The following is a 25152-nucleotide window of genomic DNA, read 5'->3' on the forward strand; positions in this document are numbered from 1 at the left end:
AGTTTCGCTGCTGGACACCCAGCAGCGCTTCCAGCTTGTGAAATGAACCGCCGTATGCGGAACCGCACGTACGGTGGTGTGAGAGGGCGACGGGGGCAACTCCGTCCCCTACTCAATCGGTGGCAAGCTTACTTGTCGCTCCGGCTCTTTCTCTGATGGTCGCGCTGCTGCACGTATTCCTGGTAGCTGGTCTGGTTGCGCTTGCGGCAGGCATTGCGGTCGTCAAAATTATTAAGGCTGTTGCAATACTCTCCGATCTTGTCCCGGTTTGCGTCATACAAAACTTCACAGCCGGTCATGGCCAGCAAGAAGGGAATGATCAGATATTTCATTGCTACTCTCATGGATAGGGACGGATTGCGCGAAAAAAACACCAGATTGCCCACTGGATAAGCAAGCAGCTTTATCTTAACGCGATCTTGACGGAAAGTACAAGCGCTCGGTATTACTTAATGGAAAGGGTTGCCTGCGCGCGCGCCACTACATGCTATGGTGGAAGTTTCTCTCACCGGACTCGTACCAGGCATGCCGACCATTGCGCCCGCCCCCTGCGGCCCCCTGCAGCACCATTTCGACGCCTTGCTGCAAGACGTCTGCGCCAGCCTGTCCACGCAAGCCGGTCACTTGCTGGACGGAGTTTACTTGTACGGCAGCATCGCCCGTGGCGACGCCACGCCGGGCGTATCCGACCTCGACCTGACCCTGGTGCTGCGCCAGCCGCCGACGCCGCCGCAGGGTGAAGCGCTGGAAACGCTGCGCCGTGCCTTGCAGGCGGGCCACCCGGAGGTGATCAAGATCGATTTCGATATCGGTTACCGGGTCCAGGTGCTGGCGCCCGAGCACCTGTACAGCTGGGGCTACTGGCTCAAGCACCAGTGCCGCTGCCTGTGGGGTAATGATCTGGCACTGCACTTTGCGCCTTTCCCACCCTCGCGCGCCATCGCCCTGGCCGTGAATGGCGACTTTGCCCAGGTGCTGGACGCGTATGCGCGGCGCCTCGATGGCGCGCGCGCGCCTGCCACCGTCGTCCGCCTGCAGCGCGAAGCGTCGCGCAAGCTGATCCGCTCCTGCAACATCCTGCGCCAGGATGGCGATCCCTGCTGGCCTACCAGCCTGGACGAGCACGCGGCGCTGTTGCTGCAACGCTATCCCTCCATGCAGGCGCAAATGGCGTATTTCCTCGCCCAGGCCAGGCCCGGCGCCGTGCCGGCCAGCGGTTTTACGCCAGCGCTGCGCCAGTTCACACAGTGGCTGGCGCGGCAACAAACGATTTAAACGCCCAACTCCTCGTTCAGCAGCGGATTGCCCGCCGCAAACGCCGCCAGGTGCTCGAGCAATACGCGCACGCGGGCCGGCAGGTAGCGCTGCTGCGTCCACACGGCATACACGTGACGCGGCTGCGGCATCCAGTCGGGCAGCACGCGCACCAGGCTGCCACTGGCCACTTCGTCGCGGCACTGTAAAAGCGGACACAACAGGATGCCGATGCCCGCGTCGGCCATCTCCACGGCCAGGCGCATTTCATTGACGCGCAGGCGCGCCTGCGGTTCGATCAGCATTTCGGCGCCGTCGCCGGGTCGCCGCAAGCGCCAGCTGCGCAGCGGCTCGGCCACGATCAGCTCGTGCCGTGCCAGTTCCTGCAAGTCGCGCGGCACGCCGGCGCGCGCCAGGTAGGCGGGCGCGGCCACCATCACCAGCGCGGCACTGCCCAGGCGCCGCTGCATCAGCGAGGAATCGTCGAGCGCGCCCACGCGGATGGCCAGGTCGGCGCCGCTGCCCACCAGGTCTTGCAGCAGGTTCGACAACTCCAGCTCCAGGCGGATGTCCGGATACTGCTGCATGAAGCTGACCCAGGCCGGCGTCAGCAAGCCGCTGGCGAAATTCACGGGCGCCAGCACGCGGATGCTGCCCGAGACGGCCGACAGGCTGGCGTCGAGCTGCTGCGTCGCTTGCCGCAGCGCGTGTACCAAGGGACGGCACTGCTCGTAGTATTGCCAGCCTTCCGCCGTCGGCTGCAAGCGGCGCGCGCTGCGGTTGAGCAAGCGGTAGCCGAGCTGGCTTTCCAGCTTTTGCAGCCGGCGCGTGACGGTGGCGGCGGGCAAGTCTTCCTTGACGGCCGCCGCATGCAGGCTGCCCGCCTCCACGATGGCGACAAACAGGGCTAGGTCATCGAGCATAGATCGTCGAGCATGATTTCATTTATGGAATTTGAAATTAAAAATATGCCTCTAGTATAGATTGCTGCAAGTCGTTACGCTGCCCTATCCTTACAATTTGAAAGTGCCCCATGTCCGAAGCCCTGCGCTTGCGCTGCGTATTTGCCTTCCTGATGTCGCTGGTAATGACCCTGCTGATGAGCGCCTGGGTCACCTGGCTCAATATCGGCCTGCAGGCAGATTTCCTGCCCCGCTGGCGCCATGCGTTCTTTGCCGCCTGGCCCGTGGCCTTCTGCGCCGTGATGCTGTTCGCGCCCCGCGTGCAACTGCTCAGCCGCAATATCGTCACCCGGTGCGCCAGCCGACCTTAACCAGCAGTCGGCTGCCGACAGTACCACTCGGTCACTCCCGCCCACGGCCGCCCTGATCCGGGCTATGCTATGGCCGTCCTTGTTTTTACAGCGGAGTGCCCATGCTCGATCACGTTTCCCTCACCGTTAGCGACCTGGAACGCGCCGAGCGCTTCTACGACGCCATCTTTGGCGCGCTGGGCGTGCCCAAGGTGGGCAGCGACCATGCCCACGCGTGGATAGGCTATGGCGAGCGCAGCGATGCGGAACACCCGGAGCGCAGCTATTTTTCCGTGCGCCTGGGCCCCGCGCCCGACGCCGCGCCGCGCCGCCATTGCTGCTTCAAGGCCCCTTCGCGCGCGGCCGTGGAAGCGTTCTGGCACGCGGGGCTGGCGCATGGCGGCATCGACCTGGGCGCGCCCGGCCTGCGCCACTATCACGCCAGCTATTACGCGGCCTTTTTGTTCGATCCGGACGGCAACCGCATCGAAGCCGTCTGCCATCGCGCCGACGCCGGCTGACAGGACGGGAAATCCGCCTCTGTTCGGTATTTCCACTTCTATATGTTTTGCCTATAATGGCTGGCATGCCATACCGGTCCCCGGTCCGTGCACCAAGAAGGAGATTCATGCATCATCTATTCGTCGACCGCCCCGCGCGCACCATGCTCCTCTCCAGCGCCGGCTTGCTGCTGGCAGGCTGTTTTTCCGGCTGCTCCCTGCTGCCGTCCTCGCCGGCCACGCCAGGCGTGCCGGCCACGGCCGCCCTGCCCGACGCCAGCATCGCCTACACCTTGAGCGGCCAGGGCGGCTTGCCCGTGGTCTTCCAGTCGGCCATGGGCGACGGCAAGGAGGTGTGGGCCAAGGTGGTGCCCGAGGTGGCCAGGCAGCACCGCGTGCTCGTGTACGACCGTCCCGGCTACGGCGACAGCCGCAAAACCACCACGCCGCGCGATCCTTGCACCATTGCCGCCCAACAGCGCGCCCTGCTGGCGCAAGCGGGCTTGAAGCCGCCGTATGTGCTGGTCGGCCAAGGCTTGGGCGGGCTATACCAGTATGTGTATGCCAGGCTGTACCCGCACGACGTGGCCGGATTGATCTTGCTCGACCCCACGCACCCGCAGCAATGGAACCGGATGCAAACGGAGGCGACCACCTACGCCATGCTCGTGAAAACCCGGCGTAAGCTCATGTTCAACAGTACGGAATCGGCCGAATTCGATGCCCATACGCAGTGCCTGCAGCATGTCGACATGGCCAGCCCGCTGCGCGTGCCTGCCATGCTGCTGGTGCGCGACAAGTTCGGCATCGAGGAAATGGGTTCGTTTGAAACCCTGGTGCGGGCCCAGGAAAAGGATTGGCAGCGCCTGTCCGGCGCGCCAGCCATCGAACGCATCACGGGCGCCGGCTATTACATCCAGAAAGACAACCCCGTCATCGTCAACGAGGCGATCAAGATGGTGGCAAAGAAGAAATAAAAAAAGGGCAGAGAAATCTGCCCTTCGCCATTCGACACCACAGCATCAGCTATTGAAACCCTTGCCTTCGCCCGCCAGTTTCACCAGCAGCGGCGCCGGCGTCCACGCTTCGCCGTGGGGGCCTTTCGCGTAGCTGGCAATCGTATCGAGTACGTTCGGCAAGCCCACCGTGTCCGCATAGAACATGGGGCCTCCACGGAACAGGGGAAAGCCGTAGCCCGTCAAATACACCATGTCGATATCCGAGGCGCGCAGGGCGATGCCCTCTTCCAGGATGCGCGCACCTTCATTGACCAGTGCATACACGAGGCGTTCGACGATTTCCTGGTCGCTGATCTTGCGCCGCGCCACGCCGATGTCGGCGGAGTGCTGAGCTATCATGGCGTTCACTTGCTCCGACGGATACGCCTTGCGGTCGCCCGCCTTGTAGTCATACCAGCCGGCGCCCGTCTTCTGGCCGTAGCGGCCAAGTTCGCACAGCAGGTCGGCCGTCTTCGAATACGTCACATCCGGTTTTTCCACATAGCGGCGCTTGCGGATGGCCCAGCCGATGTCGTTGCCGGCCAGGTCGCCCATGCGGAACGGGCCCATGGCGAAGCCGAATTTCTCCACCGCCTTGTCGACTTGTTCCGGCAAGCAGCCTTCTTCCAGCAGGAAGCCGGCTTGGCGGCTGTATTGCTCGATCATGCGGTTGCCGATGAAACCGTCGCACACGCCCGAGACCACGCCCGTCTTTTTCAGTTTTTTCGACAGCGCCAGCGCCGTGGCCAGCACATCCTTGCCCGTTTCCTTGCCACGCACGATTTCCAGCAACTTCATCACATTGGCCGGGCTGAAGAAATGCGTGCCGATCACGTCTTGCGGGCGTCGGGTAAACGCGGCGATCTTGTCCAGGTCCAGGGTCGACGTGTTCGAGGCGAGGATGGCGCCCGGTTTCATGACGGCATCGAGCTGCTTGAAGACGGTTTCCTTCACGCCCAGCTCTTCGAAGACGGCTTCGATGACGATGTCGGCCTGCGCGATATCGGCATACGCCAGCGTGCCGGAAACGAGCGCGATGCGCTGCTCGGCCTTGTCCTGCGTCAGCTTGCCCTTCTTCACCGTGTTTTCATAATTCTTGCGGATGGTGGCCAGGCCCTTGTCCAGCGCTTCCTGCTGCGTTTCCAGCAAGGTTACCGGGATGCCTGCGTTGGCGAAATTCATGGCGATGCCGCCACCCATGGTGCCGGCGCCCACGATCGCCGCGCTGGCGATGCTGCGCACGGGCGTATCGGACGACACGTCGGGCACCTTGCTGGCGACCCGCTCGGCAAAGAAGGCGTGGCGCAAGGCCTTCGATTCAGGCGACTGCACCAGCTGCATGAACAGTTCGCGCTCGTACTTCAAGCCATCATCAAATTTCATCGTCACGGCGGCCGCCACGGCATCCACGCATTTCAGCGGTGCGGGGAACGGGCCGGACATGGCTTTCACCGTATTGCGCGAAAACTGCAAAAAGGCTTCATGGTTCGGATAGTCGACCTTGCGCTCGCGCACTTTCGGCAGCGGACGCACATCGGCTACCCTGGTGGCAAAGGCCACGGCGGCCTTCAGCAAGTCGGCACCGGGCGCGATGACTTCGTCGAACAGGGCCGTGCCAGCCAGTTTTTCGGATGCGACGGGCGTGCCCGAGACGATCATGTTGAGGGCCATTTCCAGACCCAGCACGCGCGGCAGGCGCTGCGTGCCGCCCGCGCCCGGCAAAATGCCGAGTTTGACTTCAGGCAAGGCCATCTGCGCGCCAGGCGCGGCCACGCGGTAGTTGCAGCCCAGCGCCAGCTCCAGGCCGCCGCCCATGCAGACGCTGTGGATGGCCGCCACCACCGGCTTGCTCGATTGTTCGACAACGTTGATCAGGGTGTGCAGGGTCGGTTCCGTGAGCGCCTTGGGCGAATTGAATTCCTTGATATCGGCGCCGCCGGAAAAGGCCTTGCCAGCGCCCGTGATGACGATGGCTTTCACTGCCTCGTCCGCCAGCGCCTGGCGGATGCCCGCCACGGCGGCCGTGCGCGTGGCCAGGCCCAGGCCGTTGACGGGTGGGTTGGCCAGGGTAATGACGGCAACGGCGCCGTTCACTTGATATTCAGCACTCATGTCTCTTCCTTATTGGTTTATTGGTTTTTGCTTAGCGATGAGGTGGTTGCAAGGGATGAAGCTTCACTATACCGCATAAAAGAACGCTCGTATTATTTTTGTCGCTTGCGTACTGCCGCCAGCATGGTACGCCATGGTACATCATCGTTTTCGGAAAGATTCTGCTGCAAGCGCTACCCACCAGTAGAAGCTATCACTTGAATATTCATTTAAATAAGAAAAACACAAGATTTATAACAGCGTTTTATTATTCGGAAATTGGTTTCTTATATACCAGCACGTGCCAATTTCGACAATTTTTACATTATTTATTCCCACCCCTTGTTTTTCAGCATGCGCTAGGGAATAATAAAATTATTGATACAAATCAATACTCTACAATTTATACAATATATGGCAGGGCGCATGGCAAACACTGGCAGCCGTTCATTGCGCACATTCTCACTGATTATCACCAGATGTCGACCCATGCAATAACATTCCTGTCTTATATGGATAGCAGAAAAAATAATAACAGCAGCCTTATCACCCCCATTCCTCTTCTCACACCGAAGGAAATACTATGGACGCAGCCAGCCATGTCAGCCACTCCCAGGATCTGGACTTACAAGCGATAAATACTGCATTGAACCGTGTCCAGGCCGTGATCGAATTCGAACTCGACGGCACCATCCTGCATGCGAATGACAATTTCCTGCGCGTCATCGGGTATACCCTGGCGGAGGTGCAAGGCAAGCACCATGCCATCTTCTGCGACCCCGAGTATGTGAAAACGGCCGAATATGGCGACTTCTGGGCCAAGCTGGGGCGCGGCGAGTTCGACCAGGGCGAATACAAGCGCCGCGCCAGGGATGGCCGCGAAGTGTGGATCAACGCTTCCTACAACCCCATCCTCGACGCGGATGGCAAGCCGTATAAAGTCATCAAGTTTGCCACCGACATCACGGCCAGCAAGCGCCGCAATGCCGATTACGAAGGCAAGATCGACGCCATCAGCAAGGCCCAGGCCGTGATCGAGTTCCGGCTCGACGGCACCATCATCCTCGCCAACGACAACTTCCTTACCTCCGTCGGCTACACGCTGACAGAGATCGAAGGCAAGCACCATCGCATGTTTTGCGAACCGGAATACGCCAGCAGCGAGGAATACGCGCAATTCTGGCACAAGCTGGGCAAGGGCGAGTTCGACGCGGGCGAATACAAGCGCGTCACCAAGGACGGCCGCGAAATCTGGCTCAACGCCACCTACAATCCCATCTTTGACACGGAAGGCCGGCCGTTCAAGGTGGTCAAGTTCGCCAACGACATCACGGCCCTGAAGAAGCGCAACGCCGAATATGAAGGCAAGGTCAGCGCCATCGGCAAGGCGCAGGCCGTAATCGAATTCGACATGCAGGGCAATGTGCTGGACGCGAACGAGAATTTCCTCGCCGTCATGGACTATGACTTGAGCGATATCAAGGGTGAGCACCATCGCACATTCTGCGAGCCCGAGTATGCCAGCAGCGCCGAGTACAAGAAATTCTGGCAAAAGCTCAACCGTGGCGAATTCGACGCGGGCCGCTACAAGCGCCTGGGCAACCATGGCAAGGTGGTGTGGATACAGGCCACCTACAACCCCATCCTGGACTTGAACGGCAAACCGTATAAAGTGGTCAAGTTCGCCATCGACATCAGCGAACAGGTCAACCTGGAAAACAGCATCCAGGCCAAGGCCGCCAACGACAGCCGCAAAGTCAATGCCTTGCTCGAGTCGGTGGCGCGCGCGGCGCAAGGCGACCTGACCTGCAATATCGTGCCCGAAGGCGACGAGCCGATCGACTTGCTGGCCGGCGGCATCAGCAAGATGATCGTCGACTTGCGCGGCGTGATCGGCAACGTGGTGTCGGCGGCCAACGGCTTTGCCGACGCCTCGCACGCCATCGCCGAGCGAGCCACGGGCGTGGCCGTGGGCACGCAGGCGCTGGGCGCCACGGTGGAAGAAATGAACGCCTCCATCGATGGCCTGACGTTCTCCATCAATTCCATCGCGGAAAACACCTCGAATGCGGACAGCCTGGCGAAAGCCACGCAGCAGGAAGCGGAAGCGGGCGCGCGCGCCGTCGCCAAATCGATCGAGGCGATGGACTTGATCAACCGCTCGTCGGAAGACATCGGCGAAATCGTCAAGGTGATCAGCGAAATCGCCAACCAGACGAATATGCTGGCGTTTAATGCGGCCATCGAGGCGGCGCGCGCGGGCGAGCACGGCCTGGGCTTTTCCGTCGTCGCCGACGAAGTGCGCAAGCTGGCCGAGCGTTCCTCGCAGGCGACCAAAGAGATATCCAAGCTGATCAACGAATCCGTCAAGCGCGTCTCCACCGGCAGCGAGATTTCGCGCCAGGCCAGCGATGCCTTCGACAAGATCGTCTCGGGCGTGGCGAAGACCACCGTGGCCATCTCGGATATTTCAAAGGCGGCCAATGAACAGCTGCTGACGGCGCGCGAAGTATCGACGGCGATCCAGTACATCGCCGAGGAAACGGAAAAATCGGCCGCCAACTGCGACAGCATCGCCCGTTCGACGGATGGTTTGAATGAGCGCGCGGGCAGTCTGAACCAGACTGTCTCCGGCTTCGTGGTGTAAGCCGTGAGCCACGCGGCCACCTTGACGCCCGAGGTGCTGACGAGCCTGCTCGCGCTGGTGCGCCAGCATACGGGCATCGCCATGACGGCGCGCAAGAGCGTGCTGCTGGAACGGCGTTTGCAGCCACGGCTGCAGGCGCTGTCCCTGCACAGCTACCAGGCTTACCTGGAGCGGGTGGCCAGCGACCGCGACGAGGTGGCCCATTTCATCGACCTGGTGACCACCAACGACACCCTGTTTTTCCGCACGCCATCGATCTGGGAGTACTTCCGCGACCGCTACCTGCCCGCCTGGGCCCGCGCCCATCCGGGCGGCTGCCTGGAAATCTGGTCGGCGGCGGCGGCCAGCGGCGAAGAGCTGTATTCGATCGCCATGCTATGCGAGCAATTCAGGCTGCAAACGCCCGCTTTCCGCTACCAGATCCTGGCCAGCGACATTTCGCAGCAAATCCTGGGCGCTGCCAGGGCCGGCCAGTATAGCGGGCGCTCCGTCGAGCGCATCCGCCTGTCGCACCCGGACTTGCTGCGCAAATATTTCACGCCCTCGCCGTATGGCGTCAAGGTCAACGAGGAACTGCGGCAACACGTCAGCTTTGCGCAGCACAATCTGCTCGAAGCGCTGCGCCCGGCCCGGCAGTTCGACCTGCTGTTCCTGCGCAACGTGCTGATTTATTTCGATGCCGGGCACCAGGAAACCGTGCTGCGCCAGGCGCGCCTGAGCCTGAAGGATGAGGGACGGCTGATCCTGGGCGAGTCGGAAACCATCGCCCGCCTGGGCACCGGCTATCAATTCGAGTTTCCCATGATTTATAAGGCGGGTACCGCATGAACATCATCATCGACCGGAGCCTGCCGCTACATCATGTTGGCATGGGGCAACTTAGCGTGGGCACCCCAGGGCAACAGCTGCAAGCCTTGCTCGGCTCCTGCATCGGCATCGGCGTCATCTGGAAGAACGGCCCTTGCTGCGGCCTGGCCCATTGTTTACTGCCGGAAGCGCCCGCTGCCGAACAGGGACTGGGCGCGCCTAATGCACGTTATGTGAGCCAGGCCGTGCCCTCGCTGCTGCGCCTGATGGGCGTGCGCGAGGCAGACTATGCCGATATCGATGTGGTGCTGGCGGGAGGTGCCAGCATGTTCGGCCCCGATAATGGCCATGGCCGCCTGCAGGTGGGGCGGCAAAACGCGGCAGCGGCGCAAAAATACCTGGACCAGTGCGGCTTGCACGTCAGTTTTTGCGCGCTGGGCGGACGCCACGGGCGCCGGTTGCTGATCGATTGCGCCCACCACAGCTACGCCGTCACCGATGTGGTGGCGCAACCCGGCTTGACTCCACGCAAGGAAGGCGCATATGGCTATGCATGAAAGGTACAAGGATGAGCGCGACGGCGCCGCCGAACTGTTCGGTTCCTTCCATCTGGGTGAGGATGAATTCGCCCTGCCCGCCAGTTGCATCCGCGAAGTGGTCAACTATCCCGCCAAAGTCACCGCCCTGCCCCTTTCACCCGCGTATCTGGAAGGCATGTTCACCTTGCGCGGCAGTGTCATTCCGGTGGTCAACCTGGGCCGCCTGTTCCGCGCCGATGCGCCGCGCGCCGTGGCCACCGACAAGATCGCCATCCTCGACTTCCAGCAAGTGCTGATCGGCATCGTCTTCCAGGATACGGGCGAAATCCTGCGCGTGCCGGCCAGCGCCCGCAGCGCCCTGCAGTATGCGGCCGGCGACGCGCACGCCGTCATCGCTGGCACGATATTGCTCGACGGCGGCGCGCGCCTGCTGCAAATCCTCGACCCGCACGCCCTGCTGCGCATCGAAAACGTGCCCCATGTGCTGGCCCTGCAAGCGACGGGCGCCAAACTGAGCACGGCCCGCTACCACGCGCAAAGCGAACGCCGGCAGTGCGTCAGCTTCCATGCGGCTGGCGCCACGTTTGCCTTCGAAATGCTGGCCATCCAGGAAATCATCCGGGTACCGGAACTGCACAGCTCCCTGCTGAATAGCGAGCTGTGCCTTGGTCGCATGCATTTTCGCGGCAGCCAGGTGGCTGTCGTCGATTTTGGCACCCTGCTGCAAGCGGCCGGGACGGCCAAGGCGGCTACCGGCGACCAGCGCATCATCGTCGTGCGCCTCGATGACACGAGCGTGGGCTTCCTCGTCGACTCCGTCGACAGCATCGTGCATTTTTTTGGCGATGAGGTGCTGCCGATTCCCCTGTTGAGCAAGGCGCGCGCCGCCATGTTCGCCGGCTGCATCACGAAAGAGGGCCTGGGCGACATCATTTTCCTGGACCACAAGGCCATCCTGTCGCAGGCGGAAATCGTCGAAATGCGCGACGGCCACGCGCGCCTGTACCCGGCCGACACGGAAACGGGCACCGCCGCCACGCCCAAGGCGCAGCGGCGCGTCTACATCACGTTTACCGTGGAAACCCGCTTCGCCGTGGAAATCGGGCAGGTGCGCGAAATCATCGACTTCAGCGGCGCCATCACCACACCACCGGGCATGCCGGCATGCATGCGCGGCATGCTGAACTTGCGCCAGCAAATGATCAGCATCATCGACTTGCGCCAGCTGTACGCGATGCCAGCCCTGTCTGACGCAAGCGCCGGCAAGATCCTCATCGTGGAACGGGGTAGCGAGCGCTACGGTTTCCTCGTCGACCATGTCGACAACATCATGACCATTTCCGACAGCCAGCGCTTTGCGGCGCCGCAAATCATCCGCACGGGCACGCACGACGACTTGCGCAGCGAAATGGATGAAATGATCGATATCGGCACGGATGCGCAGCGCCAGACCCTGTCCGTCTTCCAGTGCGATCACTTGCTGGAAAAGCTGGGCTCGGCGCTGCCGCAGGCGGCATAAGCGCGGCGTAGCGCTACATGCCGGGCAACTGGTGCCCCTTGAACTGCTCGCGCAGCTTGTTCTTCTGGATCTTGCCCGTCGCACCCATGGGCAAGGCGTCGATGAACAGCACGTCGTCGGGCGTCCACCACTTGGCGATCTTGCCCTCGAAGAACTGCAACAAAACCTCGCGCGTGACCGCCATGCCCGGGCGCAGCACCACCACCAGCACGGGCCGCTCATCCCATTTCGGGTGGAACACGCCGATGCAGGCCGCCTGCAGCACGGCCGGGTGCGCCATGGCCAGGTTTTCCAGGTCGATGGTGCCAATCCACTCGCCGCCCGACTTGATCACATCCTTGCTGCGGTCCGTGATCTGCATGTAGCCATCTGCGTCGATGGTGGCCACGTCGCCCGTGGGGAACCAGCCATCCTGCAGCATGTCGCCGCCCTCGTTCTTGTAGTACGAAGAAATGATCCACGGCCCTTTTACCAGCAAATGGCCGTAGGCGACGCCATCCCAAGGCAATTCCTTGCCATCGTCGTCGACGATCTTCATGTCCACGCCGTAAATCGCATGGCCCTGTTTTTGCAGGATCTTGCGCTGCGCGTCCTTCGGCAAGTCCAGGTGCTTGGTCTGCAAGCCGCCTGCCGTGCCCAGCGGCGACATTTCCGTCATGCCCCAGGCATGGATGACCTCGATATCGAACTTGTCGATCAGGGTATCCATCATGGCCGGCGGGCACGCCGCGCCGCCGATCACGGTGCGGCGGAAGGTGGAAAACTTCAAGTCATTCTGCAAGGCATGGTTCAGCAGCCCCAGCCAGACGGTGGGCACGCCGGCCGAGAACGTCACTTTTTCCGCCTCGAACAGCTCGTACAGCGACTTGCCGTCCAGCGCCGCGCCGGGAAACACCATGCGCGCGCCGGACAGGGGCACGGAATACGGCAAGCCCCAGGCATTCACGTGGAACATGGGCACGACGGGCAGCACCGTGTCGGAGGCGCGCACGTTCAGGGCGCTGGGCATGGCCGAGGCATACGCGTGCAGCACGGTCGAGCGGTGCGAATACAGGGCGCCCTTGGGATTGCCCGTCGTGCCGGAGGTGTAGCACAGGGTCGCGGCCGAGTTCTCGTCGAACAAGGGCCAAGAGTAATTGTCGGAATGCGTGGCGATCAAGTCTTCATAGCACAGCAGGTCGGGGATGGTGCTGCTGGCGGGCATGCGCTCACGGTCGCACATCAGCACGAAGTGGCGCACGAAGGTGCAGTCGGCGGCGATTTTCTCCACCACGGGCAGGAAGGTTAAATCAAACAGTAAAACCTGGTCTTCCGCGTGATTCGAGATATAGGCGATCTGGTCGGGAAACAGGCGCGGATTGATGGTGTGCAGCACGGCGCCCGAGCCGGACACGGCATAGTATGCCTCCAGATGGCGGTAGCCATTCCAGGCCAGGGTGGCGACGCGGTCGCCCATGCCGACACCCAGGCCATGCAGGGCATTGGCCAGGCGCCGCGCGCGCTGGTGGCAATCGCGGTAGGTGTAGCGGTGCATATCGCCTTCCACCCGCCGCGAAATGATTTCGCTGCCCCCATAATGACGCGCTGCAAACTCGATAATGCTGGAAATCAGCAGGGGCTGATTCATCATCTGGCCCATCACTGGGCTCAAGGGGAATGCCGACATCGTGTCTCCTGGGGTGGATACTCGGTTATTGTTGGAAGTTAAAGACTTTCCCTAGTTTCGTACGGTCGTGCGGAAATCGTCAACGCATTTCGATATTGCATTGCAGCATGGAATTTTTGATTCCGTTTTTTAGCCTGCCGGGCACCCGCCACGCGCCGTGGCACTGTGCGGTAAAATCGCATTCCAGGCTGGCGCTGCTTGCCGCCACATCGCCACATTTGATTTGAATGGAATTGCCATCACCGCTCCTACCTTACTACTGGATAACGCCTTTGCGGCCTTGCCGCCCGCGTTCTATACGCGTTTGATGCCCACGCCCCTGCCCGCCCCGTATTTCGTGGCCGCCAGCGCACCGGCAGCAGCCCTCATCGGCCTCGATGCGGCGCGCCTGGCGCAAGCCGATTACGTGGCGCTGCTGAGCGGCAATGCGGTGGCCGAGCGCTCGCTGCCCCTGTCGGCCGTATATTCAGGCCACCAGTTCGGCGTCTGGGCCGGCCAGCTGGGCGACGGCCGCGCCATTTTGCTGGGCGATATCGCGACAGAAAACGGGCCGATGGAGCTGCAATTGAAAGGTGCCGGCGCCACGCCGTATTCGCGCATGGGCGACGGCCGTGCCGTGCTGCGCTCGTCCATCCGTGAATTTCTCTGTTCGGAAGCCATGGCGGCGCTGGGCATTCCCACCTCGCGCGCGCTGTCCATCATGGGGTCGCAGCAAGGCATCCTGCGCGAAACGGTGGAAACGGCGGCAGTCGTCACACGCATGGCGCCCACGTTTGTCCGCTTCGGCTCGTTCGAGCACTGGTTTTACCGCAAGCAGCCGGATGAGCTGAAAATCCTTGCCGATTACATCATCGATGGCTTTTACCCCCATTTGCGCGCCGCATCAAATCCATATCAAGCCTTGCTGGCCGAAGTGTGCGTGCGCACGGCGCACATGATTGCGCAATGGCAAGCCGTGGGCTTCATGCATGGCGTGATGAACACGGACAATATGTCGATTTTGGGCCTGACGCTCGATTACGGTCCCTTCGGCTTCATGGAAGCGTTTGACGCGGAACACATCTGCAACCATACGGACCAGCAGGGCCGCTATTCCTACGCCAACCAGCCGCAGGTGGGCCACTGGAATTGCTACGCGCTGGGCCAGGCGCTGTTGCCGCTGATCGGCGAAGTGACCGAGGCGCAGGCCGCGCTGGACACTTACCAGCCCGCCTTTGCAGACAAGATGAATACCTTGCTGCGCGCCAAGCTGGGCTTGCAGACTATCCAGGACGACGATACGGCGCTGTTCGACAGCATGTTTGCGCTGATGCAAGCCAATCACGTGGATTTCACCAACTTCTTCCGCGCCCTGTCGATGCTGCAGGTGGCCGCCCCCGAGCACGACACGGTGCTGCGCGACATGTTCATTGACCGTCCCGCGTTCGATACGTGGGCAGAGACTTACCGGGCGCGCCTGCGGCAGGAAGACAGCGTCGATGCCGAGCGACAAGCCGCCATGAACGGCGTCAACCCGAAATACGTGCTGCGCAACTACCTGGCGCAAGTGGCCATCGAAAAAGCCAGGCAGCAGGACTACACGGAAGTGGCGAAATTGCTGGAAGTTTTGCAAAAGCCATTTGACGAACAGCCCGAACACCAGCACTATGCGGCCCTGCCGCCCGACTGGGCCAGCCACCTTGAAGTCAGTTGCTCATCCTGAGGAGTCATTATGACCACGAATAAAGTCAAAAAAACCGACGCCGAATGGCGCGCCATGCTCGACTCGATGCAATACGACGTCACGCGCCACGCGGCCACGGAACGGGCCTTCACGGGCAAGTTCTGGGACCACCATGAACACGGCATCTACACCTGCGTCTGCTGCAACACGCCATTATTTGCCTCGGACACCAAGTTCGACTCGGGCTGCGGCTGGCCCAGCTACTTCCAGGCGCTCGACCCGGCCAACGTGACGGAAATCGTCGACCGCAGCCACGCCATGGTGCGCACGGAAATCGTCTGCGTCGTCTGCGACGCCCACCTGGGCCACGTCTTCCCGGACGGCCCGCCACCGACCGGATTACGCTATTGCATCAATTCAGCTTCCTTGCGCTTCGATCCGCAGCCTTGAGACACAGGAGCGCCCGGGAGCACCTCAGTTGCTCCTAAGCCATTCCTAAGATGATTCTAATAAGACCAGTGTAAAGTCTCGCCATGAAATTTCTATTCGACCTATTCCCCCTGATCGCCTTCTTCGCCGCCTTCAAGCTGGGCGGCATGTATGAAGCAGCCACGCACGATTTCGTGCAGCAATATTTATCCGGCTTCGTGTCCGGCGGCCTGATCAAGGCTGACCAGGCGCCGTGGATACTCGCCACCCTGGTCGGCATCGTCGCCACCGCTTGCCAGGTCAGCTATCTGCTACTGCGCGGCCGCAAGGTCGACGGCATGCTGTGGCTGTCGCTATTCATCTTTGTCGTGTTCGGCGGCGCCAGCATTTACCTGCACGACGATTTCTTCCTGAAATGGAAGCCGACCCTGATCTACTGGCTGTCGGGCCTGGCCCTCTTGATCGCCCATGTTGGCTTCAAGAAAAACCTGATCCGCAAGACCATGGAAGCGCAAGTGCAATTGCCCGATGCCGTATGGAACCAGTTGCTGGCGGCATGGATCATCTTCTTCGGCGCCATCGGCGCACTGAACCTGTTCGTCGCCTTCGTGCTGTACAAGGGCGACATGGCTGCCTGGGTCAGTTTTAAAGCGTTTGGCGCGACAGGCATTTTCTTTGCCTTCATCGTGGCGCAAACCCTGTTCCTGGCCAAACATATCAAGGAAGACGCATGATGAACTCCACCACCGAAAACACTACACCAGAAACGCGCATGCAGCGCATTCGTACCCGCCTGGAAACGGCACTTTCCCCTCTGGAATGCGTGCTGGAAGACGACTCGGCGCGCCACCGGGGCCACGCGGGCGCCGCCTCGGGCGGAGGTCATTACAATCTACGCATTATTTCTAGTCAATTTGAGGGGCTCAGGCTCGTCATGCGCCATCGACTGGTGTATGATTCCGTGCACGATATGATGCATAATGAGATACATGCATTGGCGATTGTGGCCCTGGCGCCGTCCGAAGTAGTGTAAGGATGGCGTTTTGGCGTACCGGGGCAACTTGGTATGCTGCTTGCTGCAAGCGTCACGCACGCGTTTTCTTTCCATGCGTTTTTTACGAAACTTTCCCTAACAGGATTTAATAATGACTTTTAAGCCAGCCCGCTTGCTGATCGCACTACTCGCCGTTGTCGCGGTACCTGTTTTTGCGCAAAATGTTGCCGTTGTTAATGGCAAGCCTATCCCATCGTCGCGCGTTGATGCAGTCGTCAAGCAAGTCGTCGCCCAAGGCCAGCAACCGGATTCGCCGCAACTGCGCGAAATGATCAAGAAGGACTTGATCGGCCGTGAAGTGCTGATGCAAGAAGCGGAAAACAAAGGTTTCGGTAAAGATGCAGCCGTCAAGCAGCAAATCGAGAACGCACGCCAGGCCATCGTCATCAACGCCCTGGTCGGCGACTACCTGAAAAAGAACCCTGTCAACGACGCTGAAATCAAGGCTGAATACGATCGCTTCGTGGCCCAGACCGGCGACAAGGAATACCACGTGCGCCACATTCTGGTGGCCACCGAAGCCGAAGCGAAAGACATCATCGCCAAGCTGAAAGGCGGCGCCAAGTTCGAAGACCTGGCCAAGCAATCGAAAGATGCCGGTTCGGCCGACAACGGTGGCGACCTGGACTGGGCAGCCCCATCGTCCTTCCCGAAAGTGTTCTCCGACGCCTTCGTGAAACTGCAAAAAGGCCAGGTCACCGACACCCCGGTGCAAACGCCTAACGGTTTCCACGTGATCAAGCTGGACGACACCCGCGCAGCAAAACTGCCGACCCAGGAAGAAGTCAAGCCACAGATCGCCGAAGCGCTGCAGCAAAAGAAACTGCAAGCGTATCAGGAAGAAATGATCAAAAAAGCGAAAGTTCAATAAGAACTGACCTCCCCGGCGCCCTTTTCGGCGCCGGTCGTGTATTCTGCGCCTGAACGCGAACTGCACGGCAGTCGCGATCTCTTGTATCAGTTTTTTGTAAATTTATTAGGAATGAACATGATTTTGAAGCCAGCCCGCCTGATCTTAGCCCTGGTCGCCGTTGTCGCGATCCCTGCGTTCGCACAAAACGTGGCCACCGTGAATGGCAAGGCCATCCCATCGTCGCGCGTTGACCAGGTCGTCAAGCAAGTCGTCGCCCAAGGCAAGCAAGCCGATTCGCCACAATTGCGCGAAGCCATCAAGAAAGACCTGATCGGCCGTGAAGTGCTGATCCAGGAAGCCGACAAGCAAGGCTACGGCACGCGTCCGGAAGTCAAGTCGCAGATCGACAATGCCCGTCAAAGCATCATCATCAACGCCCTGCTGGCGGACTACGTCAAGAAAAATCCCGTCAAGGACGCTGAAATCAAGGCCGAGTACGACAAGTTCAAGGCGCAGGCGGGCGACAAGGAATACCATGCACGCCACATCCTGGTGGCCACCGAAGCGGAAGCGAAAGACATCATCGCCAAGCTGAAAGGCGGCGCCAAGTTCGAAGAACTGGCGAAAGTATCGAAAGACGGTTCCGCAGCCAATGGCGGCGACCTGGACTGGGCTAGCCCGGCTTCTTACGTCAAACCATTCTCCGACGCCATGGTTGCCCTGAAACCAGGCCAGGTCACGCAAACGCCAGTGCAATCGCAATTCGGCTTCCACGTGATCAAGCTGGAAGAAACCCGTCCGACGAAACTGCCGGCACTGGAAGAAGTCAAGGGTCAAGTGGCCGAGTCGCTGCAACAGAAGAAACTCGCCGCCTACCGCGATGAGCTGATGAAGAAGGCAAAAATCCAGTAATATTGGATGAATATGAAAAGGCGCTCCACGGAGCGCCTTTTTTACGCCTGAACTTGGGAAAACAGCATGGACTTGCACGCGGAATTAAAAATCGCACTTGAAACAGCCGCCGATCCCACCCGTGCCGCGCCCATGCAAGCCTATATGCGCGACCAGTTCATGTTCCTGGGCGTGGCAGCGCCGCAGCGGCGGATGGCCGCCAGGGACTTGCTGGCGGGTCTGAAGGGCATCGATCCCAGAACGCTGTTGGAACACGCGCAACTGCTGTGGCAGCAGCCGCAGCGCGAATACCAGCACGTGGCGCTCGACATGCTGGCCCTGCACCGGCGGCAACTACTACCGGAGCACATCCCTGCCCTGCTGGCACTGGCGCGCCAGCGGGCCTGGTGGGACAGCGTCGACGGCATGGCGGGCATCGTCGGCGAGGTGCTGCAGGCAGAGCTGCGGCACGGCGGCGATGGCCATGCGCACATGGATGGCGCCTTGCACCACGAGGACTTCTGGCTGCGCCGCATCGCCATGCTGCACCAGCTGGGCTGGCGCGCTGACACGGATGCCACCTGGCTATTTGATGCGGCCCTGGCGCTGGCCCATGAGGACGAGTTTTTCATCCGCAAGGCCATCGGCTGGGTCTTGCGCGATTACGCGCGCCACGCGCCCGAGGCCGTGACGGCGTTTGCCAACGCGCACCGCCAGCAACTATCGCCGCTCAGCTACCGCGAAGCGCTGAAGCACCAGCCACCTTGAACGCCTGTCCGCCGAGCAGGCGCAGCGCGGCGTCGATGCGCGGCGCGGCATCCCAGGCCGGCACGGGCGCCAGCAAGCCCAGCGCCATCTGCCGCAGCGGCTCAGCGATCACCATGGCCAGCAGCAAGCCGGCCATTTCGTGTCCATCGTGCCCATCGTGCAGCACCAGATGGCCGCGCGCCGCCTGACGCTGCAGCCATTCGGCCAGCAAGGCCGTGCCCCGCTCGATGCCGTTGCGCTGATACACGACCAGCAAGTCCGCGCGCGCGGGAAACTCCGTGCACAGCAGGCGGAACAGGCCCACGGCGTCCGCCGTCAGCACGCGCGCCGCCATCGCCTGCAATATCTCTTTCAATAAGGGCAGTACTTCGCCCGGCCCGGCCGCATCGTGCGCCATGGCCGGCAGGAAAGCGTCCGTCCAGTCGCGCACCACCAGGGCGACCAGTTCCTCGCGGTTGGCCGCGTATTGATACAGCGATTTCTTTGCCATGCCCGCGTGGCGCGCCACCGTTTCCATGGTCGTGGCCGCATATCCTTCATGCAACAGCAGCCAGGTGGCCGCCTGCACGGCCGCCTCGCGCGCTTCCTCGGGCGGCCGCGCCGGACGGCCCCGTCCGCGCAAGGCCTTGCTCTCTTCTTCCTGCATGTCAGCTCCAAGCTTGATTGATGAGCAATTTTACACTGAAACATATTTAGGAAACGTTATTAGTTTCTTTAATATATAATTGGCTCACCCCAACAAAGGAGAACGACATGACGCAGCATATTGAATTCCCATGGAGCATAACCAGCACGGGCGACTTGCTCGCCCCATTTCCCCTGCACCTGGAAACGGGCATCACGCGCCTGGATAATGGCTGCCTGCTGGTGGCGGCGCGCACGGAGCTGCACGGCTGCAGCGGCCGCATGCTGGACTGGTGGTTTACGTTTTTCGAGACGACGCAGCACATCAAGTGGTGGCACCCACACGATCACGTGGCCCATCACGGCTGGAACAGCGCGTGGAAAAAGGGAGAGCGTTACTACGGCGCCTCGATCGAGGCGGTGGAATCCCTGGGCGACATTCCGCCCGTAAAGGCCAAGCTGAAGTTCCATGATCCGAAAGACGTGTTTGATCCGGCGCAACTGCAGCAAGCCAGGGACAGCGGCGCCCTGTCGGCCGCCGTCTGCGCGCGCATCGGCTTTGGCGACCACGTGCAGCTGGACCCGCAGGGCGACCCGCTCGATGGCGAAATGCTGCACCTGACGCGCGACACGCCCACGGGCTGCGTGCTGCGCAGCCGCTTCCTGCTGGGCCGCAACAGCCTCGATCCCGTGCGCGACGTGCCCGATGTGCTGGGCCTGAATTTGCTGCGCCATTGCTACAGCGAATTTACCTATTTGTCGCGCTTCCTGCCCTCACTGTATTACGGCGAGCATGCCAACGGCGAAAAGGCGCCGCTGCCCTGGTAAGCCGGCGGCTTACAGCCGCTTGTGCATGCGCGCCAGCGGCAGTTTGATGTCATCGGGCAAGTCCAGATGAAACTCTTCAGTCACGGCAAAGCCGCTGGCCAGGTACAAGGGCACGCCGGGCAAGGTGGCGGCCAGTTCCAGCGCACTGAAACCGGCGCCCAGCGCCTGGCGTTCGCAATGGCGCATCAGCATGCTGCCCAGGCCCTGGCGGGCGGCGGCTGGCTCGACGAAGAAGGCGCGGATGCGCCCCGGCTGGCTGGCCGGATCGAGCAGCGGGTCCGGCCCGCTCTTGGCGCGGTCGGCGCCATACAGGGTGGCGCGCTGGCTCCAGCCGCCACAGGCCAGCATGGCGCCATCGCGTTCGATCACGAAATACGTCCGGTCGGCAACCAGTTGCGTATCGACGCCGAACACGTGGCGCGTCACGGCTTCGGCCTGTTCCTGCGTATAAAATCCCACGCTCAGTGCCACGCCGGAACGGGCGATCAGCGCATTCATTTGCGGCACATCGGCCGGCAGCGCCACGCGCAGGCTGGTCAAGGCGCCAAAGCTGAACCAGGCACGGCTGATGCGCCCCTGCTCCACCTCATACGTCGCCACCAGTTCCTGCGCCGATACGCCATCGTCCGTGTCGCCATGGACGATTTCATGGTCGATCACCAGCTTGCCGCAGGCGATGCGGTCGAGCAACTGCGCCCGCGGCCGGCTGGCGGCGAAACGGGCCGTGAAACGGGGGCCGATTTGCGCGCTGCCCGTGGCCAGCAAGGTATCGGAATGCTGGAATTGCTGCGCATCATCGGCGTAGATGGCCAGCAAGGCCGGCACATCGTGTGCGTTGTAGGCGTCCAGTTGTGCCTGGACCACCGCCGTGGGTGAAATGCGTGTATCGTTGGCAAGCACCATGCGTGCACCTGTTGTGATGTCGTTGGAAAGTTGCAAAGCGTAACACTGTCGCTCCTGTCGCGGCGCAGTTTGCTGCGATAATTATAAGACTCGTTATAAGATTCGTCCCAATAGGCATCTTTAAACGTCACCAATCAATCGCAAATCGCAGCAGGAGTAGATATCATGAAATGGGAAGGCAATCGCGAAAGCGACAATGTGGAAGACCACCGTGGCGAAGGAGGCAGTGGTGGTAGCGGTGGCGGCGGCTTCGGTTTTGGCGGGCGCTCGATCGGCATCGGCACCATCGTCATCGCCCTCGTCGGCTCGTATGTACTGGGCGTCAATCCCCTGACCTTGCTGAATTTGCTCAGCGGCGGTGGCGGCCAGGTCAGCACCCAGCAAAGCCAGGCACCCACGCGCCAGCCGCCCGAATCGGACGAAATGGCCCGCTTCGTGAAAACCGTGCTGGCCGATACGGAAGACACGTGGGGCGCCCTGTTCAAGGCCGAAGGTGGCACCTATGTGCGACCCAAGTTGGCGCTATTCTCGGGCAGCATCCCGACAGCCTGCGGCACGGGCCAGAGCGCCAGCGGCCCCTTCTACTGCCCCGGCGACCAGAAAGTCTACCTGGACCTCGATTTCTTCAAGCTGATGCAGCAGCGCTTCAAGGTCTCGGGCGAATTTGCCGAAGCCTATGTGATCGCCCATGAAGTGGGCCACCACGTACAGAACCTGCTGGGCTTGTCCGAGAAGGTCGACAAGGCGCGCCGCACGCAATCGGAGCGCCAGGCCAACGCCATGTCCGTGCGCCTGGAATTGCAAGCCGACTGCTTTGCCGGCGTGTGGGCGTATCACGCGAACGCCGACCGCAAGATCCTGGAACAAGGCGACGTGGAAGCGGCCCTGAAAGCGGCCACGGCCATCGGCGACGACGCGCTGCAGCGCCAGTCACAAGGCCATGTCGTGCCGGACTCGTTTACGCACGGCACCTCGGAGCAGCGCGTGCGCTGGTTCAGCAAGGGCATCGAGAGCGGCCAGATTTCCCAGTGCAATACGTTTGAGGCGCGCCAGCTGTAATGCAGGCAAAGCAAGCATGCCGCCTGGTCTGGCGGCATGCGCTCAGGGCATGCCGACGTCGTAGCGCTTGCCCAGTCGTTTCAGTTCGCCCGTCTCGATCAGGCTATTCAGTTCCTGGTCGAACTGCAGGCGCAACTTGTCGAAGGCGGGCGAGCGGGGAAAGGCGAAATAGCCATTCTGTACTTCGATGACTTTGGGCAAAGGTTTCACCTGGCGCCCATAGCCGAGGCGGGCGATCACGGGGTCGGTATTGCGGCGGTTGCTGACGAACACGTCGACGTGATTGTGCACCAGCATCTTCAAGCCATTTTCCACATTGTTGGCCACGCTGACCTGCAAACCGGGCCGCATGCGCTCCCAGTCTGCGCCATACGCCCAGCCATTGAGCAGCACCACCCTGCGCTGCTTCAGCACACTATAATCACCATTCCAGCCGAAGCTGGCGTCCTGGCGCGTATAAAAGACCATCTGGTCCTGGTAAAACGGCTTATCGGAAAACCCCATGCTGGCGATGCGCTCGGGCGTCTTGTAGGGGCCGATCAGGATATCGGCCTGGCCCTGCACCAGCATGGCTTGCGCGCGCGCCCATGGCACCATGCGAAAACGCACGGTATTACCCGTGCGCGCCGCCATCAGGCGCAGCAATTCCGCGCCCAGTCCGCCATACTCGCCACCGTCCTGGTATTCAAACACGTGCTCGAACTGCGCGCCCACGGCCAGCAGCTCTCGGGCTGGCGCCGGCAAAGGCACGGCGAATGCCGGCCACAGCAGCGCCAGGACCAGCAGGCGCGGCCCTGCTCTTCTCATCAGCCGACGATGCGCAAGGAGTAATCGGTGGCCCGCACATCCTTGGTCAGGCTGCCGATCGAGATGCGGTCCACGCCTGTTTCGGCAATGGCCCGCACGGTATCGACATTGATACCACCCGACGCTTCCAGCAAGGCGCGGCCATTCGTCAAGGCCACGGCTGCGCGCATCAGGTCGTTGCTGAAGTTATCGAGCAAGACGGAGACGGCGCCCGCGTCGAGCGCTTGCTGCAATTGCGCCAGGGTTTCCACCTCGATTTGCACGGGCACGCCCGCATCGAGGTTGCGCGCATTTTCCAGGGCCTGGCTGACGCCACCAGCAGCCGCGATATGGTTTTCCTTGATCAGGATGCCGTCATACAGGGCCAGGCGCTGGTTCTTGCCGCCGCCGACCCGCACCGCATACTTTTGCGCCAGGCGCAGGCCAGGCAAGGTCTTGCGCGTGTCGAGGATGGAAGCCTTGGTGCCGGCGATCACCTCGACATACTGGCGCGTGGCCGTGGCGACCGCCGACAGCAGTTGCAGGAAATTGAGGGCGCTGCGCTCAGCCGTCAGCAGGGCGCGCGCCGGCGCCTGAATCGTGCAGACAACGCTGTCGGCCGTCATCATGTCGCCTTCGGCGTAATGCCAGGCGATATCGATGCTGCGGTCCAGGCTTTTCATGATGCCTTCGAACCACGGTGCGCCGCACAGCACTGCCGCTTCGCGCACGATGACGCGGGCCGTGACGATGTGATCGGGCGGCACCAGTTCACCCGTCAAGTCGCACTGGCCCACGTCTTCCAGCAAGGCGGCCAGCAGATTGCCCTCGAACGCGCGCGCCAGGGCTGCATCAAAAGGAGCGAAAGAATTAACGAGGGTACTCATGCTGGACCGATTCCTTGGAACAATGTGGTTTCTTTTGCCAGGTCCGCGCCCGGCTTGAGGCCCGCCTTCTTGGCGGCGGAGAAGTCGAGCATGCGATTGATCGAGCGCACGGCCAGCTGGCCGACGGCCGGATCGACGTGGATTTCGTTGTGCATGTTTTCCAGCGTTTCTGCCAGGTTCAGCAAGCCGTTCATGGCCATCCACGGGCAGTGTGCGCAGCTTTTGCAGGTGGCGCTGTTGCCGGCCGTGGGCGCTTCGATGAAGCGCTTGCCCGGTGCGGCCGCCCGCATCTTGTGCAGGATGCCGTTGTCGGTGGCGACGATGAAGGTATCCGTATCCATGGTTTGCGCTGCCGCAATCATTTGCGACGTCGAGCCCACCATGTCGGCCAGCGCCACCACGTTGGCGGGCGACTCCGGGTGCACCAGCACCTTGGCTTGCGGATACTCTTCCATGAGCAAATCGAGTTCGATGCCCTTGAATTCGTCGTGCACCAGGCAGCTACCCTGCCACAGCAGCATGTCGGCGCCCGTTTGCTTCTGGATGTACGAGCCCAGGTGTTTATCGGGCGCCCAGAGGATTTTCTTGCCCTGCGCATGCAGATGGGCGACGATGTCGAGACCGATGGAAGACGTCACCATCCAGTCGGCGCGCGCTTTTACAGCCGCGCTGGTGTTGGCGTAGACCACCACCGTGCGATCCGGATGGGCATCGCAGAAAGCCGTGAATTCGTCCACCGGGCAGCCGAGGTCGAGCGAACAGGTCGCGTCGAGGTCGGGCATTAAGACCGTTTTTTCGGGACTGAGGATTTTCGCCGTTTCGCCCATGAAACGCACGCCGGCCACGACCAGGGTCTTGGCCGGATGGTCGCGCCCGAAGCGGGCCATTTCCAGGGAATCGGAGACGCAGCCGCCCGTGGCTTCGGCCAGGTCTTGCAGATCGGCATCAACGTAATAGTGGGCAACGAGCACGGCTTCGCGCTCGATCAGCAGGCGCTTGATGCGCGTGATCAGTTCGGCTTTTTCAGCCGGGGATGGCGTCGCTGGCGTGCGTGCCCAGGCGTGGGCAGTGCAGCTGGCTCCGTCTTGTGGATGTTCATACTCGACGGATTTGATGGCTAAAGTTTGCATGGCT

At 61.5% G+C, this 25152-nt stretch carries 26 protein-coding genes; 17 read left to right on the top strand and 9 right to left on the bottom strand.

Features of this window, described 5'->3' with window-relative positions; genetic code table 11:
- Nucleotides 1–128: 128 nt before the first annotated feature.
- Entirely contained in the window at nucleotides 129–332 is a 204-nt protein-coding gene (locus tag ACQ4WP_RS14455) for a hypothetical protein (protein WP_436521687.1), read from the bottom strand.
- 193 nt (nucleotides 333–525) lie between these two features.
- On the opposite strand from ACQ4WP_RS14455, the gene ACQ4WP_RS14460 reads away from it, so the two are divergent.
- Nucleotides 526–1275 carry a nucleotidyltransferase domain-containing protein gene (locus tag ACQ4WP_RS14460; RefSeq protein ID WP_436521689.1) on the top strand — a complete coding sequence of 250 codons (750 nt, stop codon included), beginning with the start codon at nucleotides 526–528 and terminating at the stop codon, nucleotides 1273–1275.
- Here ACQ4WP_RS14460 and ACQ4WP_RS14465 read toward each other — a convergent pair.
- Nucleotides 1272–2177 (bottom strand): LysR family transcriptional regulator, encoded by a 906-nt coding sequence (locus ACQ4WP_RS14465; RefSeq protein ID WP_436521691.1) that lies wholly within the window; start codon nucleotides 2175–2177, stop codon nucleotides 1272–1274. The genes ACQ4WP_RS14460 and ACQ4WP_RS14465 overlap by 4 nt on opposite strands.
- A gap of 110 nt (nucleotides 2178–2287) precedes the next feature.
- On the opposite strand from ACQ4WP_RS14465, the gene ACQ4WP_RS14470 reads away from it, so the two are divergent.
- From ACQ4WP_RS14470 to ACQ4WP_RS14480, 3 genes are all read left to right on the top strand, one after another.
- Entirely contained in the window at nucleotides 2288–2527 is a 240-nt protein-coding gene (locus tag ACQ4WP_RS14470; protein WP_436521693.1) for a DUF2798 domain-containing protein, read from the top strand.
- 101 nt (nucleotides 2528–2628) lie between these two features.
- Nucleotides 2629–3027 carry a VOC family protein gene (locus tag ACQ4WP_RS14475; RefSeq protein WP_436521695.1) on the top strand — a complete coding sequence of 133 codons (399 nt, stop codon included), beginning with the start codon at nucleotides 2629–2631 and terminating at the stop codon, nucleotides 3025–3027.
- Nucleotides 3028–3134: 107 nt separating this feature from the next.
- The gene (locus ACQ4WP_RS14480; RefSeq protein WP_436521697.1) at nucleotides 3135–3983 is read left to right on the top strand and encodes an alpha/beta fold hydrolase; all 849 of its coding nucleotides are present in this window, start codon (nucleotides 3135–3137) and stop codon (nucleotides 3981–3983) included.
- 45 nt (nucleotides 3984–4028) lie between these two features.
- On the opposite strand, the gene ACQ4WP_RS14485 is transcribed toward ACQ4WP_RS14480, so the two are convergent.
- Nucleotides 4029–6116, bottom strand: coding sequence for a 3-hydroxyacyl-CoA dehydrogenase NAD-binding domain-containing protein (locus tag ACQ4WP_RS14485; protein WP_436521699.1), 2088 nt, complete (start codon nucleotides 6114–6116; stop codon nucleotides 4029–4031).
- 562 nt (nucleotides 6117–6678) lie between these two features.
- Between ACQ4WP_RS14485 and ACQ4WP_RS14490 the strand changes: the two genes are divergently transcribed.
- Genes ACQ4WP_RS14490 through ACQ4WP_RS14505 form a run of 4 tightly spaced genes read left to right on the top strand, consistent with a single transcriptional unit; the run spans nucleotide 6679 to nucleotide 11607 of the window.
- A complete protein-coding gene (locus ACQ4WP_RS14490) occupies nucleotides 6679–8742 on the top strand; it encodes a methyl-accepting chemotaxis protein (protein ID WP_436521701.1) in 2064 nt (687 codons plus the stop codon).
- Nucleotides 8743–8745: 3 nt separating this feature from the next.
- A complete protein-coding gene (locus ACQ4WP_RS14495; protein WP_436521703.1) occupies nucleotides 8746–9570 on the top strand; it encodes a CheR family methyltransferase in 825 nt (274 codons plus the stop codon).
- Nucleotides 9567–10106: a chemotaxis protein CheD gene (locus tag ACQ4WP_RS14500; protein WP_436521705.1), complete on the top strand. Its 540-nt coding sequence runs from the start codon at nucleotides 9567–9569 to the stop codon at nucleotides 10104–10106. The genes ACQ4WP_RS14495 and ACQ4WP_RS14500 overlap by 4 nt, the downstream gene beginning before the upstream one ends.
- The gene (locus tag ACQ4WP_RS14505) at nucleotides 10093–11607 is read left to right on the top strand and encodes a chemotaxis protein CheW (RefSeq protein WP_436521707.1); all 1515 of its coding nucleotides are present in this window, start codon (nucleotides 10093–10095) and stop codon (nucleotides 11605–11607) included. Before ACQ4WP_RS14500 ends, ACQ4WP_RS14505 begins: the two co-directional genes overlap by 14 nt.
- Before the next feature lie 13 nt (nucleotides 11608–11620).
- On the opposite strand, the gene ACQ4WP_RS14510 is transcribed toward ACQ4WP_RS14505, so the two are convergent.
- Nucleotides 11621–13273 (bottom strand): 3-(methylthio)propionyl-CoA ligase, encoded by a 1653-nt coding sequence (locus ACQ4WP_RS14510; protein ID WP_436521709.1) that lies wholly within the window; start codon nucleotides 13271–13273, stop codon nucleotides 11621–11623.
- A 223-nt stretch (nucleotides 13274–13496) separates the two neighbouring features.
- Here ACQ4WP_RS14510 and ACQ4WP_RS14515 point away from each other — a divergent pair, with 223 nt between their 5' ends.
- The 7 genes from ACQ4WP_RS14515 to ACQ4WP_RS14545 all read left to right on the top strand — a co-directional run bounded on the left by ACQ4WP_RS14515 (nucleotide 13497) and on the right by ACQ4WP_RS14545 (nucleotide 18931).
- Nucleotides 13497–14975: a protein adenylyltransferase SelO gene (locus tag ACQ4WP_RS14515; RefSeq protein ID WP_436521711.1), complete on the top strand. Its 1479-nt coding sequence runs from the start codon at nucleotides 13497–13499 to the stop codon at nucleotides 14973–14975.
- 9 nt (nucleotides 14976–14984) lie between these two features.
- Entirely contained in the window at nucleotides 14985–15386 is a 402-nt protein-coding gene (gene msrB, locus ACQ4WP_RS14520) for a peptide-methionine (R)-S-oxide reductase MsrB (RefSeq protein ID WP_436521713.1), read from the top strand.
- An 83-nt stretch (nucleotides 15387–15469) separates the two neighbouring features.
- Complete coding sequence (locus ACQ4WP_RS14525) at nucleotides 15470–16099, top strand: septation protein A (protein WP_046682773.1); 630 nt, start codon at nucleotides 15470–15472, stop codon at nucleotides 16097–16099.
- Complete coding sequence (locus tag ACQ4WP_RS14530; RefSeq protein ID WP_436521715.1) at nucleotides 16096–16398, top strand: BolA family protein; 303 nt, start codon at nucleotides 16096–16098, stop codon at nucleotides 16396–16398. Before ACQ4WP_RS14525 ends, ACQ4WP_RS14530 begins: the two co-directional genes overlap by 4 nt.
- 112 nt (nucleotides 16399–16510) lie before the next feature.
- Nucleotides 16511–17290, top strand: coding sequence for a peptidylprolyl isomerase (locus ACQ4WP_RS14535; protein WP_436521716.1), 780 nt, complete (start codon nucleotides 16511–16513; stop codon nucleotides 17288–17290).
- Between the two features lie 117 nt (nucleotides 17291–17407).
- Nucleotides 17408–18184 carry a peptidylprolyl isomerase gene (locus ACQ4WP_RS14540; RefSeq protein WP_034756072.1) on the top strand — a complete coding sequence of 259 codons (777 nt, stop codon included), beginning with the start codon at nucleotides 17408–17410 and terminating at the stop codon, nucleotides 18182–18184.
- A gap of 66 nt (nucleotides 18185–18250) precedes the next feature.
- Nucleotides 18251–18931, top strand: a complete 681-nt coding sequence (locus ACQ4WP_RS14545) for a DNA alkylation repair protein (RefSeq protein ID WP_436521717.1) — start codon at nucleotides 18251–18253, stop codon at nucleotides 18929–18931.
- Here ACQ4WP_RS14545 and ACQ4WP_RS14550 read toward each other — a convergent pair.
- Nucleotides 18894–19577 carry a TetR/AcrR family transcriptional regulator gene (locus ACQ4WP_RS14550; protein ID WP_436521719.1) on the bottom strand — a complete coding sequence of 228 codons (684 nt, stop codon included), beginning with the start codon at nucleotides 19575–19577 and terminating at the stop codon, nucleotides 18894–18896. The genes ACQ4WP_RS14545 and ACQ4WP_RS14550 overlap by 38 nt on opposite strands.
- 107 nt (nucleotides 19578–19684) lie before the next feature.
- Between ACQ4WP_RS14550 and ACQ4WP_RS14555 the strand changes: the two genes are divergently transcribed.
- A complete protein-coding gene (locus ACQ4WP_RS14555) occupies nucleotides 19685–20383 on the top strand; it encodes a DAPG hydrolase family protein (protein ID WP_436521721.1) in 699 nt (232 codons plus the stop codon).
- A gap of 9 nt (nucleotides 20384–20392) precedes the next feature.
- On the opposite strand, the gene ACQ4WP_RS14560 is transcribed toward ACQ4WP_RS14555, so the two are convergent.
- Nucleotides 20393–21286 (bottom strand): GNAT family N-acetyltransferase, encoded by an 894-nt coding sequence (locus tag ACQ4WP_RS14560; RefSeq protein WP_436521723.1) that lies wholly within the window; start codon nucleotides 21284–21286, stop codon nucleotides 20393–20395.
- A 165-nt stretch (nucleotides 21287–21451) separates the two neighbouring features.
- On the opposite strand from ACQ4WP_RS14560, the gene ypfJ reads away from it, so the two are divergent.
- Complete coding sequence (ypfJ, locus tag ACQ4WP_RS14565; RefSeq protein WP_436521725.1) at nucleotides 21452–22345, top strand: KPN_02809 family neutral zinc metallopeptidase; 894 nt, start codon at nucleotides 21452–21454, stop codon at nucleotides 22343–22345.
- A 42-nt stretch (nucleotides 22346–22387) separates the two neighbouring features.
- Here the strand turns inward: ypfJ and ACQ4WP_RS14570 are convergent, their stop codons facing one another.
- From ACQ4WP_RS14570 to nadA, 3 genes are read right to left on the bottom strand one after another with little or no spacing between them, the layout of a single operon-like run.
- Nucleotides 22388–23152 (bottom strand): substrate-binding periplasmic protein, encoded by a 765-nt coding sequence (locus ACQ4WP_RS14570; protein ID WP_436521727.1) that lies wholly within the window; start codon nucleotides 23150–23152, stop codon nucleotides 22388–22390.
- Nucleotides 23152–24018, bottom strand: a complete 867-nt coding sequence (gene nadC / locus ACQ4WP_RS14575; protein WP_436521729.1) for a carboxylating nicotinate-nucleotide diphosphorylase — start codon at nucleotides 24016–24018, stop codon at nucleotides 23152–23154. Before nadC ends, ACQ4WP_RS14570 begins: the two co-directional genes overlap by 1 nt.
- The gene (gene nadA / locus ACQ4WP_RS14580; protein ID WP_436521731.1) at nucleotides 24015–25148 is read right to left on the bottom strand and encodes a quinolinate synthase NadA; all 1134 of its coding nucleotides are present in this window, start codon (nucleotides 25146–25148) and stop codon (nucleotides 24015–24017) included. Before nadA ends, nadC begins: the two co-directional genes overlap by 4 nt.
- Between the last annotated feature and the right edge of the window lie 4 nt (nucleotides 25149–25152).

It is taken from the genome of Janthinobacterium lyxosi (genome assembly GCF_051380665.1).
Taxonomy (GTDB): domain Bacteria; phylum Pseudomonadota; class Gammaproteobacteria; order Burkholderiales; family Burkholderiaceae_D; genus Janthinobacterium.

Bases quoted from the DNA above. Each gene is read 5' to 3' on its own strand.
- ACQ4WP_RS14455 (WP_436521687.1), bottom strand. From the start codon at position 332: ATGAAATATCTGATCATTCCCTTCTTGCTGGCCATGACCGGCTGTGAA.
- ACQ4WP_RS14530 (WP_436521715.1), top strand. From the start codon at position 16,096: ATGATGAACTCCACCACCGAAAACACTACACCAGAAACGCGCATGCAG.
- ACQ4WP_RS14480 (WP_436521697.1), top strand. From the start codon at position 3,135: ATGCATCATCTATTCGTCGACCGCCCCGCGCGCACCATGCTCCTCTCC.
- ACQ4WP_RS14560 (WP_436521723.1), bottom strand. From the start codon at position 21,286: ATGGTGCTTGCCAACGATACACGCATTTCACCCACGGCGGTGGTCCAG.
- ACQ4WP_RS14535 (WP_436521716.1), top strand. From the start codon at position 16,511: ATGACTTTTAAGCCAGCCCGCTTGCTGATCGCACTACTCGCCGTTGTC.
- ACQ4WP_RS14485 (WP_436521699.1), bottom strand. From the start codon at position 6,116: ATGAGTGCTGAATATCAAGTGAACGGCGCCGTTGCCGTCATTACCCTG.
- ACQ4WP_RS14465 (WP_436521691.1), bottom strand. From the start codon at position 2,177: ATGCTCGATGACCTAGCCCTGTTTGTCGCCATCGTGGAGGCGGGCAGC.
- nadC (WP_436521729.1), bottom strand. From the start codon at position 24,018: ATGAGTACCCTCGTTAATTCTTTCGCTCCTTTTGATGCAGCCCTGGCG.
- ACQ4WP_RS14525 (WP_046682773.1), top strand. From the start codon at position 15,470: ATGAAATTTCTATTCGACCTATTCCCCCTGATCGCCTTCTTCGCCGCC.
- ACQ4WP_RS14510 (WP_436521709.1), bottom strand. From the start codon at position 13,273: ATGTCGGCATTCCCCTTGAGCCCAGTGATGGGCCAGATGATGAATCAG.
- nadA (WP_436521731.1), bottom strand. From the start codon at position 25,148: ATGCAAACTTTAGCCATCAAATCCGTCGAGTATGAACATCCACAAGAC.
- ACQ4WP_RS14470 (WP_436521693.1), top strand. From the start codon at position 2,288: ATGTCCGAAGCCCTGCGCTTGCGCTGCGTATTTGCCTTCCTGATGTCG.
- ACQ4WP_RS14500 (WP_436521705.1), top strand. From the start codon at position 9,567: ATGAACATCATCATCGACCGGAGCCTGCCGCTACATCATGTTGGCATG.
- ACQ4WP_RS14570 (WP_436521727.1), bottom strand. From the start codon at position 23,152: ATGAGAAGAGCAGGGCCGCGCCTGCTGGTCCTGGCGCTGCTGTGGCCG.
- ACQ4WP_RS14475 (WP_436521695.1), top strand. From the start codon at position 2,629: ATGCTCGATCACGTTTCCCTCACCGTTAGCGACCTGGAACGCGCCGAG.
- ACQ4WP_RS14545 (WP_436521717.1), top strand. From the start codon at position 18,251: ATGGACTTGCACGCGGAATTAAAAATCGCACTTGAAACAGCCGCCGAT.
- ACQ4WP_RS14505 (WP_436521707.1), top strand. From the start codon at position 10,093: ATGGCTATGCATGAAAGGTACAAGGATGAGCGCGACGGCGCCGCCGAA.
- ACQ4WP_RS14550 (WP_436521719.1), bottom strand. From the start codon at position 19,577: ATGCAGGAAGAAGAGAGCAAGGCCTTGCGCGGACGGGGCCGTCCGGCG.
- ACQ4WP_RS14555 (WP_436521721.1), top strand. From the start codon at position 19,685: ATGACGCAGCATATTGAATTCCCATGGAGCATAACCAGCACGGGCGAC.
- msrB (WP_436521713.1), top strand. From the start codon at position 14,985: ATGACCACGAATAAAGTCAAAAAAACCGACGCCGAATGGCGCGCCATG.
- ypfJ (WP_436521725.1), top strand. From the start codon at position 21,452: ATGAAATGGGAAGGCAATCGCGAAAGCGACAATGTGGAAGACCACCGT.
- ACQ4WP_RS14540 (WP_034756072.1), top strand. From the start codon at position 17,408: ATGATTTTGAAGCCAGCCCGCCTGATCTTAGCCCTGGTCGCCGTTGTC.
- ACQ4WP_RS14490 (WP_436521701.1), top strand. From the start codon at position 6,679: ATGGACGCAGCCAGCCATGTCAGCCACTCCCAGGATCTGGACTTACAA.
- ACQ4WP_RS14460 (WP_436521689.1), top strand. From the start codon at position 526: ATGCCGACCATTGCGCCCGCCCCCTGCGGCCCCCTGCAGCACCATTTC.